We start from the raw sequence: 17551 nt of genomic DNA on the forward strand, positions 1-17551 counted from the left end.
GCCCCCGCGCGGCGGCTCAGATCTTGTCGGCGATGATCTTCGCGATCGCGATGTGCTGCGCGCGCGGCAGATCCTTCGCGGCGGGTGACAGGCTGACGTGCATGTCCACGATCACGTCGCCGTGCGTCTTGGCGAAGTAGACCTCGGGGACACTGGGCGCCGGGTAGCTGCCGGTGCCCGGCACGTACAGCGTGGGGAACGCGCCGAGGTCGGTGATCGGCTTGCCGTACTTCGACACCTCGTTCTTGGCCACCACGCTCTCCGGCGTGTCGGCGCCCTTGCTGCTGCGCAGGAAGTACTGCAGGGTCACCAGGCCGGAGTCGCCGGGCCCGTAGTAGCGGCAGGTGCGCAGCGTGTCGTCGTTCTTGGTGCGGGTGACCTCGGTGTTCAGCACGCCCTTGAGCTCGGCGGGCGTGAGCAGGTTGCAGAACGCCTTCGGGTCGAGGTCGCCCGTGCCACCGGGCTTGGTGGTGCCGGGCGCGGTCGCCGGCGCGGTGCCCTTGCCCCCGCCGGGCTGGGTCGCGGGCGCGTTGCTCGCGCCGCCGGTCGAACCGCCGCCGCCGGTGCTCGCCTGCGGCGCGGCCGTGGCCGGGTCCTTCTTCTTGTCGTCGTCACCCTTGACCTTGTCGGCCAGCCCGCAGCCGCTCGACAGAGCGATGACGGACGCGGCGACGAGCAGTGTCGAAACGGCAGGCTTACGCAGGTACAACTGGTTCTCCATCCCCGTGTGGCGACCCGGCGCCGTCTTCCACCCCCGTGGACGCGTGACGGGACGTCACGCCGGCGCCGCTCGCTCGCTGTTGCCGGTGCGTGTGTTCGGCAGGGTGAGGCTAATGCAGGAAATGGCCCGCCGCTGAAGTGCCGTGGGAGCGATACCGTGCCGGATGTGACGATTACCGCAGGTGACTTCGACCGGCTCGGGCGAGCGGCGGCGCTGGCTTGGGGCGGCGCCCGTACGGCACTGGGGGTGGTCGCGCTGCTCGACCCGCCCCGGGTGGCCCGCCCCTGGATCGGCGACGACGCGGACCACGTCGGAGCGCTGGTGTTCGCCCGCGCCCTGGGCGGCCGCGACCTGGCCCTCGGCGTCGGAACCATGGTCACGGCGGCGCGCGGCGAACCGATCCGCCTGTGGGCCCTGACCTCGGCGGCGGCCGACCTGGGCGACGTCCTGATCACCGCAGGACACGCCAAAGCCCTCCCCAGAGGCCGCCGCGCCATCATCGTGACCCTGGCCGCCGGCTCAGCCCTACTCGGCGCAACCCTGGCCCTCACGGAACGCCCCACCCCCTGAAGCAACCCCCGCCCCCCACACCGCGCCCGCGCCCCGCGCGGAGCGGCCCACGGCGGGCGCGGGGCACCCCCATGGCGCGTCAGCGCCCCCGACTCGGGCCGACCCTCGCGAGCCGGCGCGAAGCGCCCGACAAAACAGCGCCGCCCCGGATCGCCAAGCGACCGGGGCGGCGCTCACGCCCGTCACACCATCACGCCGACGCCGACGACGCCCCCGCCGCCGCGACCTCCAGTGCCAATCGCCGCTTGTTCCAGAACGCGACCACCTCCAGCAGCAGCCCCGCGACGACCGCCAACCCGACCGCCGTCCACGGCATCTGCGTGCCGACCAGCTTGAGTTCGAAGAACCGCTGCAGCCACGGCACGGTCAACACCAAGGCGAATCCCGCGCCCATCACCAGAACAAGGGCTATCCGCCACCACGTGTACGGCCGCGCGATGATCGCCAACACCCACAGGCCGACCAGGAACAGCGTCAGCGTCGCGATCGAGGTCTCCGCCGTACGCGTGGCGTCCGTCGCCCCGTAGTGCGAGCGAGCCAGCAGATACGCGGTGAACGTCGCGGTACCCGCGATCACGCCGGAGGGTCCGGAGTAGCGCAACACCCGCTTGACGAAGCCCGCCCGGGCCCGCTCCTTGTTCGGCGCCAGCGCCAGGAAGAACGCCGGCGTACCGATGGTGAACCAGGCGAGCAGCGTCAGGTGCCGCGGCAGGAACGGGTACGGCACGTTGGCGATGACCACCAGGATGGCCAGCAGCACCGAGTAGGCGGTCTTGGTCAGGAACAGGTTCGAGACCCGCTCGATGTTCCCGATCACCCGCCGGCCCTCGCCGACCACCGACGGCAGCGTGGCGAAGCTGTTGTCGAGGAGCACGATCTGCGCGACGCCCTTGGTGGCCTCGCTGCCCGAGCCCATCGACACGCCGATGTCGGCGTCCTTGAGCGCGAGCACGTCGTTGACGCCGTCGCCGGTCATCGCCACGTTGTGGCCGCGCGACTGGAGCGCCGCGACCATGTCCCGCTTCTGCTGCGGGGTGACCCGGCCGAAGACCGTGTTGGCCTCCAGCACGTCGGCCAGTTCGTTCTGGTCGGTGGGCAACGTCCGGGCGTCCACCGGGTGGTCGGCGCCCTTGATGCCGAGCTTGGCGGCCACCGCGCCGACCGAGATCGCGTTGTCCCCGGAGATGACCTTGGCGGCCACCCCCTGGTCGGCGAAGTAGTCCAGCGTCGCGCCCGCGTCGTGCCGCAACCGCTGCTCCAGCACGACCAGCGCCGCGGGCGTGACATCGGCCCCGTCGGGGCCGCCGACCAGCGCGTCGACCGCGTCCGCGAGCGCGGCGTCGGTACGCACGAGCAGCAGCACCCGCAGGCCCTGCGCGCCGAGCCGCTCGGCCTCGCCCAGCAGGTCGCCGTGCGCCTGCGTGGTCACCAGCACCTCGGGAGCGCCGATCAGCCACGTGGCACGGGCGCCGGCCACCTCGAAGGTCGCCCCGCTGTACTTGCGCGCCGAGGAGAACGGCACGCTCTCCACCGAGGTCCAGCCCTGCTCGGCCGGGCACTCGTCGATGATCGCGGCCAGGCTCGCGTTCGGCCGGGGCTCGGTGGTGCCGAGCGCGCCGAGCGCGGAGCGCACCGGCAGGCCCTCGGCCAACTCGCGGACCTCGGCGACGTTCATCCCGCCCTCGGTCAGCGTGCCGGTCTTGTCCAGGCACACCACGTCGACCCGGGCCAGCCCCTCGATCGCGGGCAACTCCTGGACCAGGCACTGCTTGCGGCCCAGGCGCACCACGCCGACCGCGAAGGCCAGCGAGGTGAGCAACACCAGGCCCTCGGGCACCATCGGCACGATGCCCGCGATCATCCGGGTCACCGCCTCGCGCCAGGTGGTGTCCTCCAGCCGGTACTGGCTGATGATCAGCGCGATCGAGGCCGGGAAGAGGATCCAGGTGACGTACTTGAGGATCGTGCTGATCCCGTTGCGCAGTTCGGACGCCACCAGCGTGAACTTGCTGGCCTCCTCCATCAGCTGCGCGGCGTACGCCTCGCGACCCACCCGGGTCGCGGTGAACGCGCCGTTGCCGGCCACCACGAAGCTGCCGGACATCACCGGGTCGCCCGGGCGCTTGATCACCGGGTCGGCCTCGCCGGTGAGCAGCGACTCGTCGATCTCGAGGTTGTCGGCCTCGACCACGACGCCGTCCACGGCGGCCTTGTCGCCCGCGCCCAGCTCGATCACGTCGTCGAGCACCAGTTCGGACGGCGACAGCGCGATGGCCCGTCCGTCGCGGCGCACCACCGGCTTGGACTCGCCGATCACCGCGAGGCGGTCCAGGGTGCGCTTGGCGCGCATCTCCTGGATGATGCCGATCCCGGTGTTGGCGATGATCACGAAGCCGAACAGACCGTCCTTGACCGACCCGACGGACAGGATGATCAGCCAGAGCACGCCGATGACGGCGTTGAACCGGGTGAAGACGTTCGCCTTGACGATCTCGGTGGTGGACCGGCTCGACCGCACGGGAACGTCGTTGACGTCGCCTCGCGCGACTCGTTCCGCGACGTCCGCGGTGGTCAGTCCGACGCCGAGGCGCACGTTCGGTTCGCTTGCGTTCCCGTCGGGTCTGTCGACCGGCGGGATGGCTGTCGTCTCTCCGGGCCCGGCGCCCGGCAACGGCTGAGTCATGGGTCTACCGTAAGTGCCCGGGGCGATCCCGGTTGGCGGTGGGCCGACCGTTGTGATCCGCCCACCGCCGCGGCGCCCTATTCGACGACCGTGACCGGTCCCAGATCGAGGGCTTCCAGGGGCTCGCGGATCTTGTCCGCGTCACCGACGAGCACCGCCACCAGGCGCGCGGGATCGAAGCCGCGCGTGGCCGCCTCGGCGGCGTCCTTGGTGGCCACGTCGGCCAGCTTCAGGTAGAGCTCGGGCAGATAGCCGTCGGGCAGCCGCTCGGCGGCCATGTCGGCGAGCGAGTCGCACACCGCGCGCGGCGTCACGTACTTCAGTGGCGCGACCCCCACGATGCTCTGCACGGCCGCGTCCCGCTCGCCGTCGGTCAGGCCCTCGGCGGCGAGTGTGCGCAGCACGGTGACCAGGTCCGCGACGGCCGGTCCGGTGACGTCGGTCTCCACCGAACCGTGGATGGCGAGCAGCGAGCCGTTCGGCAGCGACTGGTTCGCCGCCCGCACGCCGTAGGTGTAGCCCTTCTCCTCGCGCAGCACCCGGTCCAGGCGCGAGGTGAGGGTGCCGCCCAGGCAGTAGGTGCCGATGGTCAGCGCCGGCCACGAGGCGTCCTCGCGGCCCGGGCCGATCCGGCCGACCAGCAGCTGCGTCTGCACGCTGCCGGCGCGGTGCACGATCACCACGCGTGCGTGGTCGTCGGCGACCACCGGGCCCGGCCGCGAGGGCTCCGCGGGCGACGCGCTCCAGGTGCCGATGGTGCGCTCCAGCACGCCCGTGACATCCACGCCGGCGAAGTCGCCGACCACCACGAGAGTGGCGGTCTGCGGGCGCACGTGCGCGGTGAAGAAGTCCCACACCGCCGCCCGGTCCACCCGCGCGACGCTCTCCGCGGTGCCCGCGCGCGGCCGCGACAGCCGCACCGCGTCGTCGAACAGCGTCGCGTTCAGCGCGAACGCCGCGCGCCGGGGCGGGCTGGCCATCTCGTGCACGATCTCGTCCAGCCGCTGGCGCACCAGACGGTCCACCTCGGCGGCCGGGAACGCGGGCGCCCGGACCGCGTCCGCGAGCAGCCCCAGGGCCCGCTCCAGGCGCGAGGCCGGCACGTCGAGCGCGACCCGCACACCCGGGTGGTCGGCGTCGGTGTCGATCGTCGCGCCGCAACTCTCCAGTTCGGCGGCGAACTCCTCCGCGCCCATCCGGTCCGTGCCCTCGGTGAACGCGCGCGCCATGATCGTGGCGACGCCCTCGCACTCGGTCGGCTCGGCGGCCAGCGGCGAGTCGAGCACCAGCTCGACCGCCACCACCTTCTGTCCGGGCCGGTCCACCCGCAACACCGCGAGGCCGTTGCCGAGCACCGAGCGCTCGGGCGCGGGGAAGGTCCACTCACGGGCCGCTCCCGCGCCGGGGCGCGGGTGGAACACCATCTCGCCGGTCTGGGTCACGCGACCTGCTCCTCGTTCTCGTCCGCGTCGTCGGTCGGTTCGTACACGAGCACCGCACGGTTGGCCGGCACCAGGCGCTCGGCGGCCACCGCCCGCACCTCCTCGGCCGTGATGTCCAACAGCCGATCCAGCGCGGTGAACGCCAGGTTCGCGTCGCCGAACAGCGTCGCGTAGCGGCACAGTTCGTCGGCCCGACCGCCCACGGTGGCCATCGTGTCCAGGTAGGCGCGCTCCAACTGGGCCTGCGCGCGTTCGAGTTCGGCCGGAGTGGGGCCCTCCTCGGCGAACCGGGTGAACTCCTCGGCCAGCGCCGCGTCGATCGCGGCCACCGCGCCCGAACCGGAAGCCTTCACGTCGAGCATGGCCACCGACGCGGTCCCGGACAGCCGCATCAGACCGACCCCGGCGTACACCGCGAGTTCGTCGTGCCGCACCAGGCGGGTGTTCAGCCGCGAACTCTCCCCCTCGCCCAGCACGGTCAGCGCGATGTCGGCCGCGTCGGCGCCCCGGGTGCCGTCGGCCGGCATCCGGTAGGCGGCCATCAGAGCGGGCGAGGGCACCTCCTCGTGCACCGTCTCGCGCAGTTCCGCGCCGATCACCGGCGCCAGCGCGCCGTCGGCCGGCACCGGCTTGCCGTCGTGCGCGGGGATCGTGCCGAAGTACTTCTCCACCCAGGCCAGTGTCTGCTCCGGGTCCACGTCGCCGACGATCGCCAGGACCGCGTTGTTCGGCGCGTAGTAGGTCCGGAAGAAGGCCCGGCAGTCCTCCAGGGAGGTGGCGTCCAGGTCGGCCATCGAGCCGATCGGCATGTGGTGGTACGGGTGGCCCTCGGGGAAGGCCATCGCCACGAGCCGCTCCCACGCGGTGCCGTAGGGCACGTTGTCGTAGCGCTGCCGGCGCTCGTTCTTGACCACGTCGCGCTGGTTGTCCAGGCTCTCCTCGGTGAGCGCCTGCAGCAGCCCGCCCATGCGGTCCGCCTCCAGCCACAGCGCGAGTTCCACCTGGTGCGCGGGCATCGTCTCGAAGTAGTTCGTGCGCTCGAAGCTGGTGGTGCCGTTGAGCGAACCACCCGCGGACTGCACGAACTCGAAGTGCTCGTTGCCGTGCACGTTGGCCGAACCCTGGAACATCAGGTGCTCGAAGAGGTGCGCGAGCCCGGTCCGCCCGGGCCTTTCGTGCCGTGAACCCACGTCGTACCAGAGGCAGACGGCGGCCACGGGGTCGACGTGGTCCTCCGAGAGCACCACGCGGAGCCCGTTGCCGAGGGTGTGCGTGGTCGCGGTGAACCCCAACGATGCAGTCGCCGGTCCTGCCATAAGCCCATCCGTCCTCTCCTGGAGGGTGACCGCCGCGACGGCGGCCACCCTCACCCTAACGACGCGCGGGACCGGTTCGACTCCCGCGCGCGGGGCTGTTCGCGACGGGCGAAGCGGGGCGCGCGGAGCTACTGCTGGTAGCCCTCGACCTGGCGCGCGGGACGCGCCGCGGCCGACTCCGGATCCGCGCCGGCGTCGCGCAACGCCTGACGCTGCCTCAGCAGATCCCAGCACCGGTCCAGTTCGGCCTCCACCTCGGCGAGCCGCCCGTGTTCCTCGTCGGTGCTCAGCGCGCCTTGCGCAAGTCGGTCGCGCAAGGCACGCTCCTGCTCGACCATGTCGGTGATGCGGTCGCGGATCTGCTTGTCGTCCATCGCGCGGAACCTTTCTTCCTCCTGCTCGAACGGCGGCCGGGAACTGCGGCACAACCGTGGGCCAAAGGGCTGTCCTTCCCCCCTCGCACGGCCCCCAAGCACGCTGTCACCCGGGTCGATGCACTCACCTGTCGCACCGGCGCGCCACAATGGGCACGCCGTGCGGGCCGTCCCCGGCCGCGCCGCCCTCGGGCGGACACGGGAGACACGGCCCGGCGCCGGCCCGAAGAAGCAAAGGAGCAACGCCGCGCATGGCCCGCCGTAGTACGAAAACCTCCGGTCCGCAGCCACCCGACGACTTCGAGGAACGCATCCTCGACATCGACGTCGTCGACGAGATGCAGGGCTCCTTCCTGGAGTACGCCTACTCGGTGATCTACTCGCGGGCACTGCCGGACGCCCGCGACGGGCTCAAGCCCGTACATCGCCGCATCCTGTACCAAGCCGCCGAGATGGGCCTTCGCCCCGACAAGGGCTACGTCAAGTGCGCCCGCGTCGTGGGCGAGGTGATGGGCAAGCTGCACCCGCACGGTGACGGCCCCATCTACGACACCCTGGTGCGCATGGCGCAGCCGTTCTCGATGCGCCTGCCGCTGATCGACGGCCACGGGAACTTCGGCTCCCTCGGCGGCGACGACCCGCCCGCCGCGATGCGCTACACCGAGTCCCGGCTGTCCACGGCCGCGATGTTGATGGTCGACTCGATCGACGAGGACGTCGTCGACTTCGGCCCCAACTACGACGGCCAGGAGCAGGAACCGGGCGTGCTGCCCGCCGCGTTCCCGAACCTGCTCGTCAACGGCGCGTCCGGGATCGCGGTCGGCATGGCGACCAACATGCCGCCGCACAACCTGGTCGAGGTGGTCGCCGCCGCCCGGCACCTGATCCGCCACCCCACCGCCGACCTCGACGACCTGATGCGCCACGTGCCCGGCCCCGACCTGCCCACCGGCGGTCGGATCGTCGGCCTCGGCGGTGTCCGCGACGCCTACGAGAAGGGCCGCGGCACCTTCAAGATCCGGGCGACCGCCACGGTCGAGTCGGTCACCGCGCGCCGCAAGGGCATCGTGGTCACCGAACTGCCGTACAACGTCGGCCCGGAGCGGGTGATCGCCAAGATCAAGGAGCTGGTGCAGTCCAAGAAGGTCCAGGGCATCGCCGACCTGAAGGACCTCACCGACCGCTCGCACGGGTTGCGCCTGGTCATCGAGATCAAGAACGGCTTCAACCCCGAGGCGATCCTTCAGCAGCTCTACAAGCTGACGCCGATGGAGGAGACGTTCGGCATCAACAACGTCGCCCTGGTCGACGGCCAGCCGCTCACGCTGGGTCTGAAGGAGCTGCTCCAGGTCTACGTGGACCACCGCTTCGAGGTGGTCCGCCGGCGCAGCGAGTTCCGCCGCCGCAAGCGCCAGGAGCGCCTGCACCTGGTCGACGGCCTGCTGGTCGCGCTGATCGACATCGACCGCGTGATCGAGCTGATCCGCTCCAGCGACAACTCCGCCCAGGCGAAGGAACGCCTGATGGAGACCTTCTCGCTGTCCGACATCCAGGCGTCCTACATCCTGGACACCCCGCTGCGCCGGCTCACCCGGTTCGACCGGATCGAACTGGAGGCCGAGCAGGAGCGGCTGCGCGCCGAGATCGCCGAGCTGACCAAGATCCTGGACGACGACAAGCTGCTGCGGAAGGTCGTCTCCGACGAGTTGGCCGCGGTGTCCAAGAAGTACGGCACGCCGCGCCGCACGGTCCTGCTCGAATCGGCCGACGTCCCCGCCGCGGCGGTCCCGCTGCAGGTCACCGACGCGCCGTGCACGGTCCTGCTGTCCTCGACCGGCCTGCTGGCCCGCACCTCCACCGGCGGCCCGCTGCCGCCCGAGGGAGGCCGCGCCAAACACGACCTGGTGGTCTCCTCGGTCGCGGCGACGGTGCGCGGCGAGGTCGGCGCGGTCACCAGTACCGGCCGGCTGCTGCGGATCAACGTGGTGGACCTGCCCGCGCTCCCGGAGACCGCGACCGCGCCGAACCTGGCCGGCGGCGCCCCGCTGTCCGAGTTCGTCTCCCTGGAGTCCGAAGAGCGTGTGGTGTGCCTGACCACGCTCTCCGCCGACTCGCCCGGGCTCGCGCTCGGCACCGCGCAGGGGGTGGTCAAGCGGGTCGTGCCGGACTATCCGGCCAACAAGGACGACCTGGAGGTGATCGCGCTGCGCGACGGCGACTCGATCGTCGGCGCCGTCGAGTTGCGCACCGGCGAGGAGGACCTGGTCTTCATCACCGACGACGCGCAGCTGCTGCGCTTCCAGGCGTCCATGGTCCGGCCCCAGGGCCGCCCGGCCGGCGGCATGGCCGGCATCAAGCTCGGCGACCGGCAGTCCGTGCTCTCGTTCACCGCGGTCGACCCGGGCGCCGAGGCGGTGGTGGTCACCGTGGCCGCGTACAGCGGCGACGCGCTGTTCGGCGCCGAACACGGCACCTGCAAGGTCACCCCGTTCGCCGAGTATCCGCGCAAGGGCCGGGCCACCGGCGGGGTGCGCTGTCAGCGCTTCCTCAAGGGCGAGACCACGCTGCGCCTGGCCTGGGCGGGCCCGGCGCCGGCGCGCGGCTCCGACGCCAAGGGACAGCCGGTCGAGTTGCCCGGCCCCGACCCGCGTCGGGACGGCTCGGGCACCCCGCTGGCCAAGCACGTCGAAGTGGTCGGCGGCCCGCCCGGCGCGGTCTGACCGAGGAGCCCGCCCCACGGGCCGGCTCCCACGAAACGGGCCCCCGCGGCGTCCCTCGCCGCGGGGGCCTCTCCCGTCCCGAAGCGTCCCGACCACGGCCGGGACGACCGCTCAGCGCGCCGCGAACTTCTCCAGAAGTTCGATCGAGCGCGTGTACTTCTTGCGCAGTCTCACCTGCGTCGCCGGATCGAGCTGACCCAGGCGGGCCTCGGACCGGTTGTCCGCGATGTCCGCCCGCTTGACCACCAACGCGATCGGGTCCGCCGCCGCGCGGGCCATGCTGCGCTCCAGCGGCTCGCCGGGCAGCTTGGACAACGCGATCACCGCGACCACGACCTGCTCCGGCACACCGGCGGCGCGCAGGTCGTCCGCACCCACCGGCGTGTCCTCGATCACATCGTGCAGGACTGCCGCCATCCGCGTGTAGGTCCCCTCGACGTGCCGCATCACCCGCAGCGGGTGCGTGATGTACGGGTGACCGCCCTTGTCCAACTGACCGTCGTGCGCGGCCCTGGCGAGCGCCACCGCGTCGTCCAACGTGAAGCCGGCTATCGCCGCGCTCCCGTCGGTCCGTCCCTGGGGCATGGCCGCCTCCCATCGTTACCGTGTGCAACAACCGTACCGGGATCACCCGATCGTGGCGCTCGGGGCGGGGTCGATCCGGTGCCCGCCCCCGCCGCGGCTGTACCGTGCACGGTCGTGGAAACCTGCGTCTTTCTCTCGCACGAACTGGCCGAGCCGATGGCCGGCACCGCTCCCACCACGCGCGGATGGTTGCTGATCGAGCATCCCGGGCCGTGGGCGGCGAAGGCGCTGGTGGACAGCCGGGGCCTGGCCGACGGCGTGGGTCGCGAACTGGAGGCGCGCGCGGCACGGGCGGGCTTTCGCGCGACGCTCGTCCGCAGGCCCGACGAGACGGGCGCGCGGGCCGAGGCGGAACCGGCCGAGCCCGACGCGCCGCGCACGGTCTTCCTGGCCTGGACCGAGCCGGGCGCGACCTGGCTGCGCCGACTGCGCGTGGGCGACGTCACCGAGCTGCTCGCCCACGACCTCGCCGCGCTCGCCGGACCGGTCGAGCCCTCGGTGGGCGAACCGGTCACCGAGCCGCTGATGCTGGTCTGCACGAACGGCAAGCGCGACCGCTGCTGCGCGGTCGAGGGCCGCCCGCTGGCCGCCGCCCTCGCCACGAGCTTCCCGGAGGCCACGTGGGAGGCCACCCACCTGGGCGGGCACCGATTCGCCCCGACCGCCGTGGTACTGCCTCAGGGCTACCTGTACGGCCGCCTGGACCCCGTCGCGGCCGGCGCCGTGCTCACCGCCGCACGCCGCGGCGAGATCGCGCCGGAGCACTGCCGGGGCCGGGCCACCTGGTCCCGCGCCGGCCAGGCCGCCGAACTCGCGGTCCGGGAGGAGTGCGGCGAGCGCCGGGCCGACGCGCTGTCGGTGCACGACGAGCGGGCCGAGGACGACGGCGGGTGGACCGTACTCGTCCACCACGTCGACGGGCGCCGCTGGACCGTGATGGTGAACCCGCACGAGGAGGCCCCGGCCCGGCCGGAAAGCTGCGGCAAGGGCGGCGCCCTCCCGACCAGCATGCGCGCCAGGGTGGCGGCGGCCTCGCGTCGGTAGGCGCCCCCCCGGTCTCAGTAGGCGCCCGCCCCGGTCAGCGAACGCACCTCCATCTCGGCGTACTTCGCCGCTTCCGCCTCCTCGTCCGAGCGCAACGTGCCGATCCAGCCGCACAGGAAGCCGATCGGGATGGACACGATCCCCGGGTTCTCCAGCGGGAACCAGTGGAAGTCGACGCCGGTCACCAGCGGCGTCTTGCCCCCGGAGACCACCGGCGAGAACAACACGAGCACCAGCGCCGAGCCGAGCCCGCCGTAGATCGCCCACACCGTGCCGTTGGTGTTGAACCGCCGCCAGAACAGCGTGTAGAGCAGCGTGGGCAGATTCGCCGAGGCGGCCACCGCGAAGGCGAGCGCGACCAGGAAGGCGACGTTGAGCTTCTGCGCGGACAGGCTCAGCCCGATCGCGATCCCACCGATCACGATCGCGGACAGCCGCGCCGCCCGCAGTTCGCTCTTCTCGTCGGTCGCCTCCTTGCGGATCACGTTCGTGTACAGGTCGTGCGCGAACGACGCCGAGGAGGCCAGGGTCAGCCCGGCCACCACCGCCAGGATGGTCGCGAACGCCACCGCCGCGATCACCGCGAGCAGCACCACGCCGCCGAACGTGTCCGGCCCGCCGCCCAGTTCCTCCGCGAGCAGCGGCAGCGCGGTGTTGCCCGCCGCGTTCGACTTGCGGATCCGGTCCGACCCGAGCACCGCCGCCGCGCCGAACCCGAGCACGATGGTGAGCAGGTAGAACGTCCCGATCAGCCCGATCGCCCACATCACCGAATGCCGCGCGGCTCGCGCGGTGGGCACGGTGTAGAACCGCACCAGGATGTGCGGCAGTCCCGCCGTGCCGAGCACCAGGGCGATGGCCAGGCTGATGAAGTCCAGCCGGCTGGTCAGGTTCTTCCCGTACTTCAGGCCCGGCTCGAGGAACTGCTGCCCGTGGCCGCTGGTGTGCGCGGCGGTGTGCAGCAACGCGTCGAGATCGAAGTGGAAACGCCACAGGACCAGCAGGGTCATCAAGATCGCGCCGCCGAGCAGCAACACCGCCTTGACGATCTGGATCCAGGTGGTGCCCTTCATCCCGCCGAAGGTCACGTAGACCACCATCAGCGCGCCGACCCCGACGATCGTCCAGGTCTGCGCCGAGCCGCCGCTGTCGCCGAGCAGCAGCGCCACCAGCGTGCCCGCGCCGACCATCTGGGCGATCAGGTAGAAGATCGAGACCACGATCGTCGCGGCGCCGGCGGCGGTGCGCACCGGTTTGCGGCTCATCCGGAACGCCACCACGTCGGCCATGGTGAACCGGCCGCAGTTGCGCACGAGTTCGGCCACGAGCATGAGCACGACCAGCCACGCGACCAGGAAGCCGATCGAGTACAGGAAGCCGTCGTAGCCGAACAGCGCGATCAGCCCGGCGATGCCCAGGAAGGACGCCGCCGACATGTAGTCGCCGGCGATCGCGAGCCCGTTCTGCGCGGCGGAGAACTCCCGCCCGCCGGCGTAGAAGTCGTTGGCCGTGCGGTTGTTGCGGCTGGCCCACACGGTGATGCCGAGGGTGATCAGCACGAAGACCACGAACAGCAGGCCGGTCAGGCCGCGATGGCCGGCGGCGGCCGCCAGGTGCGGGCCGGTCATCGGAACATCTCCTGGGTCTCCCAGCGCAGGTTCAGCGCCGCGCGGTCGCGCTTGGCCCGGGCGTTGCGCGCGTACGCCCACGTGATCAGGAAGGTGCTCACGAACTGGAGCAGCCCGAACGCCAGCGCGACGTTGAACGTGCCCAGGAGGCGGTGCGCCATGAAGTGCCGCGCGAACGTGGACGCGAACACGTAGAGCAGGTACCACGCGAGGAAGGCCAGCGACATCGGGAAGACGAAGTCGCGGTAGCGGCGCCGAATCTCCTGGAACTCGGGGCTCGCCTGCACACGCAGGTAGATCTCCGCCCGCGGATCCGGCTCCGGGTCGCCGAACGGCACACCCAGCGTGGGTGTGGGTCGGTACGAACTGGTCGTCACCGTAGCTCTCCTCGTCGATCGCCGAACCGCGCGATGCCTCCCGGCCCGAGCGCCGACACAGGCGTTCGATGGGACTGGTGTTCAGCATGGTCAGCGGGCGCGGGCCGCACGGCCAGGTTCTGCGCGATTCACCTGTACGGATGAACCACCGGCACGGCCGCGCTCCCGGCACCGCCATGCGTCGTGGAATCGTCTGGCCAACGAGGGGTCGAGCTCCGCCGATACGGGAGACCGATCGGTCACACGCCAATGAGTGACATTCGTCCTTCTATCGCAGATATACGGACCGTTTGGCCCTGATGTCCTGCTCATGAAAAAGGCCGGGCCCGATGGGACGAATCCCATCGGGCCCGGCGTGTGCGCGTCGGGAGTCCTCGAACCGGGATCCCCGGTCCGAGGGCCCTCGATCAGGCGTCGATGCGCGACCGGTCGAGCAGCGACGCGGAGTTGGTGATGAACTCCTTGCGCGGCGCGACCTCGTTGCCCATCAGCAGGTCGAACACCCGCTCCGCCGCCTCCAGATCGCCGAGGTTGATCCGGCGCAGGGTGCGGTGTCGGGGGTCGACCGTGGTCTCCGCGAGCTGATCGGCGTCCATCTCACCCAGGCCCTTGTAGCGCTGGACCGGGTCCTTCCAGGCCACGCCCTTGCGCTCGAATTCGAGCAGCGTGCGCCGGAGTTCGCCGTCGGAGTAGGTGTAGACGTACTTGTCCTGGCCCTTCTTCGGCCGGGACAACTCGATCCGGTGCAGCGGCGGGACCGCGGCGAACACCCGGCCCGCCTCGACCATCGGGCGCATGTAGCGCTGGAAGAGGGTCAGCAGCAGGCAGCGGATGTGCGAGCCGTCGACGTCGGCGTCGGCCATGAAGATGATCTTGCCGTAGCGGGCCTGGTCGATGTCGAAGGTGCGCCCCGAGCCGGCCCCTATCACCTGGATGATCGCGGCGCACTCGGCGTTCTTGAGCATGTCCGACACGGACGCCTTCTGCACGTTCAGGATCTTGCCCCGAATCGGCAGCAGGGCCTGGAACTCCGAGTTGCGGGCGAGCTTGGCGGTGCCGAGCGCGGAGTCGCCCTCGACGATGAACAACTCGCTGCGGTCGACGTCGTCGCTGCGGCAGTCGGCCAGCTTGGCGGGCAGCGCCGAGGTCTCCAGGGCCGTCTTGCGACGCTGGGCCTCCTTGTGCTGCCGCGCGGCGATCCGGGTGCGGGCCGCCGAGACGACCTTCTCCAGGACGGCGCGCGCCTGCGCCTTGTGGTCGCGCCCGGTGGAGGCCAGGAACGCCTTGAGTTCCTTGGACACCACGTTCTGCACGATCCGCGCGGCGGCCGAGGTGCCCAGCACCTCCTTGGTCTGCCCCTCGAACTGCGGCTCGGCCAACCGGACGGTGACCACGGCGGTCAGCCCTTCGGTGGCGTCGTCCTTGGTGATGTCGTCCTCGGCCACGCGCAGCAGCTTGGCCGAGCGCAGCGCGTCGTTGACCGTGCGTCGCAGCGCCTGGTCGAACCCGGCGACGTGGGTGCCGCCCTTGGGGGTGGCGATGATGTTCACGAACGAGCGCAGGGTCGAGTCGTAGCCGGTGCCCCAGCGCAGCGCCACGTCGACGCCCAGCTCGCGCTGGACCTCGGTGGGCACCATGTGTCCCTGCTCGTCGAGCACGGGCACGGTTTCCTTGAACGTGCCGGAGCCGGTGAAGCGCAGCACGTCGCAGAGCGCGCGGTCGGGAGCGAGGTATTCGCAGAACTCGCTGATCCCGCCGGAGTAGTGAAAGACCTGTTCGTCTACTTCGCCCTGATTCGCCCCATTACGCTCGTCGCGAACAACGAGGGTCAGTCCGGGCACCAGGAACGCGGTCTGGCGGGCCCGCGCGTGAAGCAGTTCGAGGTCGAGGGCGGCGTCCTTGAGGAAGATCTGCCGGTCCGCCCAGTAGCGGGTCCGGGTCCCGCTCTTGGCCTTGGCGATCTTCTTGATCCGGCGCAGTCCGTTACCACTGCTGAACGGAGCGTCGGCGCCGAGGTCGGCGAACTCGCCGGGCACGCCGCGGCGGAACGAGATGGCGTGCGTGTGTCCGCCGCGGTCCACCTCGATGTCGAGTCGGGCGGACAGGGCGTTGACCACCGACGCGCCGACGCCGTGCAGGCCGCCGGACGCGGCGTAGGAACCGCCGCCGAACTTGCCGCCGGCGTGCAGCTTGGTCATGACGACCTCGACACCGGACAGGCCGGTCTTGGGCTCCACGTCGACGGGAATACCGCGACCGTTGTCCCGAACCTCCACCGAGCCGTCCGCGTGCAGGAGCACCTCGATCCGGTCGCCGAAGCCCCCGAGGGCCTCGTCGACCGAGTTGTCGATGATCTCCCACAGACAGTGCATCAGGCCCCGGCTGTCGGTGGAGCCGATGTACATGCCGGGGCGCTTGCGGACCGCGTCCAGACCCTCGAGGACGAGGAGGTGCCGTGCGGTGTAGTTCGAGTGGTCGGGTTCGCCCGCCAGGAGCGCGGTGGACTGCGCGGTCGTCTGGGCGGTCACGCGGTGCAACTCCTCGCATGTAGTCGAGTAGTCGGATCGCCGCGTACGCGTCGATCCGTACGGCGCGTTCGCGGTGTGTCGAACCCGCAAAAGCGGGCCCGGTGATCACCCTCGTCGCGCCGGAGAGCAAGGCTACCGGGGCCGGAAGACACCCCGGCGACGGCTCGCCGCCGCATACTAGCCGGCATCCGAACACATCTTCGACCACCCGATCGGGTGGCCGGCATGAACCGTACGCGCACAGGGCACGTCCTATGCACAAGGAACGAGTTGCAAAAGGGGTGTGCCGAGAAGCTGTTGAACATGACACGATCACCCCGGGAACGTTCGAGGCTGATTTGATGTTGGACATCGATGAAGGCTTCGTCGAGTAGAGAAGAGGCGACGTGAATTCGGTTCTGACACCCGCCAGTCCGTTGACGGCCGCCGACCGTTGTGATCGGTGCGGCGCCCAGGCATACCTTCGGGTTGTCCTTTCCAGCGGCGGCGAACTGCTGTTCTGTGCGCACCACGCCCGCAAGTTCGAGCCGGAACTTCGGAAGGTGGCCGTGGAGATACAGGACGAGACCGACCGCCTCACGGCGGTCCCCGTTACCGCACCGGACGACGACAACTGACCAAACAGCCGACCCTCTGGATCCCGACGAGCAGACATCGCGCCGATGGCGGCCACCGAGGTGGCCGCCATCGGCGTCTGTTTCCGCGCACCCGCCCGCTTCAGGGCAGGTCGCCGGGGTCCGAAACGTGCGTGATATCCCTCACAATCCGGCGGCATCCCGGATGTCCCGGACGAACGCGGCGACCCGGGTGTACACGCCCGGCTTGCCCGCCAGCGCACATCCGTCGCCCCAGGACACGATCCCGGCGACCCGGCCGCCGATCAGCAGCGGTCCGCCGCTGTCCGCGCTGCACGCGTCCTTGCCGCCCCGCTTCTCCCCCGCGCACACCATCGACGCGGCGTCGTAGGTGCCGTAACGCCCGCCCGGATACGCGATACCGCAGGCGGCGTCGGACACCAGCGGCACGGTGACCTGCCGCAGCGTCGGGGAGTAGTCGCCCCGTCCCGTGGTGTCACCCCAGCCGACCACCGTCGACGGGGTGTCGACGGCGTACACGTCCTCGTCCGCGCCGACCAGCGACGCACTGCCCGTGCTCAGCGGCTCGTCGAGGGTCAGCACCGCCCAGTCGCCCGAGATCCAGGCGGCGTCGAAACCCGGGTTCACGTACACCGAGCCGACCGTGACCTCGCGGCCCGCGGTGGTGCGCAGATCCGTCCGGCCCTGGATCACCTTGAGATCCGGACGATCGTCGCGTTTTCCGTTCTGGTCGAACATGCAGTGCGCGGCGGTCAGCACCTTCGTGGGTGCGATCAGCGTGCCACCGCAGAACTGCCCCGATCGCGCGGAGCCGTACTCCGCACGACTGGAGAGGGCCACCGCCCACGGATAGGTCGCGGTGTCGGCGGGCGACCCGCCGACCACGCCGCGCGGGGGCCCGGCGGGCGCGGAGGGCGCGGCCCCCGTCAGGACCGCCGCGACCACGATCGCGGCCAACGCGGCCGTC

Annotated in this window: 14 protein-coding genes; 4 read left to right on the top strand and 10 right to left on the bottom strand. The window is 71.2% G+C overall.

Going from position 1 to position 17551, the window contains the following annotated elements:
• Window positions 1-16: 16 nt before the first annotated feature.
• Complete coding sequence (locus ACFRCG_RS14780; RefSeq protein WP_380031546.1) at window positions 17-721, bottom strand: hypothetical protein; 705 nt, start codon at window positions 719-721, stop codon at window positions 17-19.
• Between the two features lie 165 nt (window positions 722-886).
• Between ACFRCG_RS14780 and ACFRCG_RS14785 the strand changes: the two genes are divergently transcribed.
• Window positions 887-1291 (top strand): hypothetical protein, encoded by a 405-nt coding sequence (locus ACFRCG_RS14785; protein ID WP_380031547.1) that lies wholly within the window; start codon window positions 887-889, stop codon window positions 1289-1291.
• Window positions 1292-1481: 190 nt separating this feature from the next.
• Here the strand turns inward: ACFRCG_RS14785 and ACFRCG_RS14790 are convergent, their stop codons facing one another.
• From ACFRCG_RS14790 to ACFRCG_RS14805, 4 genes are all read right to left on the bottom strand, one after another.
• Complete coding sequence (locus ACFRCG_RS14790; RefSeq protein ID WP_380031549.1) at window positions 1482-3974, bottom strand: HAD-IC family P-type ATPase; 2493 nt, start codon at window positions 3972-3974, stop codon at window positions 1482-1484.
• A 77-nt stretch (window positions 3975-4051) separates the two neighbouring features.
• Window positions 4052-5416: a M16 family metallopeptidase gene (locus ACFRCG_RS14795; RefSeq protein WP_379996048.1), complete on the bottom strand. Its 1365-nt coding sequence runs from the start codon at window positions 5414-5416 to the stop codon at window positions 4052-4054.
• Window positions 5413-6732: a M16 family metallopeptidase gene (locus ACFRCG_RS14800; protein WP_380031551.1), complete on the bottom strand. Its 1320-nt coding sequence runs from the start codon at window positions 6730-6732 to the stop codon at window positions 5413-5415. The genes ACFRCG_RS14795 and ACFRCG_RS14800 overlap by 4 nt, the downstream gene beginning before the upstream one ends.
• A gap of 128 nt (window positions 6733-6860) precedes the next feature.
• On the bottom strand, window positions 6861-7106 hold the full coding sequence (locus tag ACFRCG_RS14805) for a DUF2630 family protein (protein ID WP_380031553.1): 246 nt from the start codon (window positions 7104-7106) through the stop codon (window positions 6861-6863).
• 251 nt (window positions 7107-7357) lie between these two features.
• Between ACFRCG_RS14805 and ACFRCG_RS14810 the strand changes: the two genes are divergently transcribed.
• Window positions 7358-9826 carry a DNA topoisomerase (ATP-hydrolyzing) subunit A gene (locus ACFRCG_RS14810; RefSeq protein WP_380031555.1) on the top strand — a complete coding sequence of 823 codons (2469 nt, stop codon included), beginning with the start codon at window positions 7358-7360 and terminating at the stop codon, window positions 9824-9826.
• A 111-nt stretch (window positions 9827-9937) separates the two neighbouring features.
• Here the strand turns inward: ACFRCG_RS14810 and ACFRCG_RS14815 are convergent, their stop codons facing one another.
• Window positions 9938-10411 carry an HD domain-containing protein gene (locus ACFRCG_RS14815; RefSeq protein WP_380031557.1) on the bottom strand — a complete coding sequence of 158 codons (474 nt, stop codon included), beginning with the start codon at window positions 10409-10411 and terminating at the stop codon, window positions 9938-9940.
• A 114-nt stretch (window positions 10412-10525) separates the two neighbouring features.
• Between ACFRCG_RS14815 and ACFRCG_RS14820 the strand changes: the two genes are divergently transcribed.
• On the top strand, window positions 10526-11455 hold the full coding sequence (locus ACFRCG_RS14820) for a sucrase ferredoxin (RefSeq protein ID WP_380031558.1): 930 nt from the start codon (window positions 10526-10528) through the stop codon (window positions 11453-11455).
• 14 nt (window positions 11456-11469) lie between these two features.
• On the opposite strand, the gene ACFRCG_RS14825 is transcribed toward ACFRCG_RS14820, so the two are convergent.
• From ACFRCG_RS14825 to ACFRCG_RS14835, 3 genes are all read right to left on the bottom strand, one after another.
• Window positions 11470-13083 carry a cation acetate symporter gene (locus ACFRCG_RS14825; RefSeq protein WP_380031561.1) on the bottom strand — a complete coding sequence of 538 codons (1614 nt, stop codon included), beginning with the start codon at window positions 13081-13083 and terminating at the stop codon, window positions 11470-11472.
• Window positions 13080-13460: a DUF485 domain-containing protein gene (locus tag ACFRCG_RS14830; protein WP_380031562.1), complete on the bottom strand. Its 381-nt coding sequence runs from the start codon at window positions 13458-13460 to the stop codon at window positions 13080-13082. Before ACFRCG_RS14830 ends, ACFRCG_RS14825 begins: the two co-directional genes overlap by 4 nt.
• 407 nt (window positions 13461-13867) lie before the next feature.
• Window positions 13868-15988 (bottom strand): type IIA DNA topoisomerase subunit B, encoded by a 2121-nt coding sequence (locus ACFRCG_RS14835; RefSeq protein WP_380031564.1) that lies wholly within the window; start codon window positions 15986-15988, stop codon window positions 13868-13870.
• Between the two features lie 386 nt (window positions 15989-16374).
• Here ACFRCG_RS14835 and ACFRCG_RS14840 point away from each other — a divergent pair, with 386 nt between their 5' ends.
• Window positions 16375-16605 (top strand): hypothetical protein, encoded by a 231-nt coding sequence (locus ACFRCG_RS14840; RefSeq protein WP_020555816.1) that lies wholly within the window; start codon window positions 16375-16377, stop codon window positions 16603-16605.
• 141 nt (window positions 16606-16746) lie between these two features.
• Here the strand turns inward: ACFRCG_RS14840 and ACFRCG_RS14845 are convergent, their stop codons facing one another.
• Window positions 16747-17541, bottom strand: coding sequence for a S1 family peptidase (locus ACFRCG_RS14845; RefSeq protein WP_380031566.1), 795 nt, complete (start codon window positions 17539-17541; stop codon window positions 16747-16749).
• Between the last annotated feature and the right edge of the window lie 10 nt (window positions 17542-17551).

It is taken from the genome of Embleya sp. NPDC056575, from assembly GCF_042793325.1.
Lineage (GTDB): Bacteria > Actinomycetota > Actinomycetes > Streptomycetales > Streptomycetaceae > Embleya.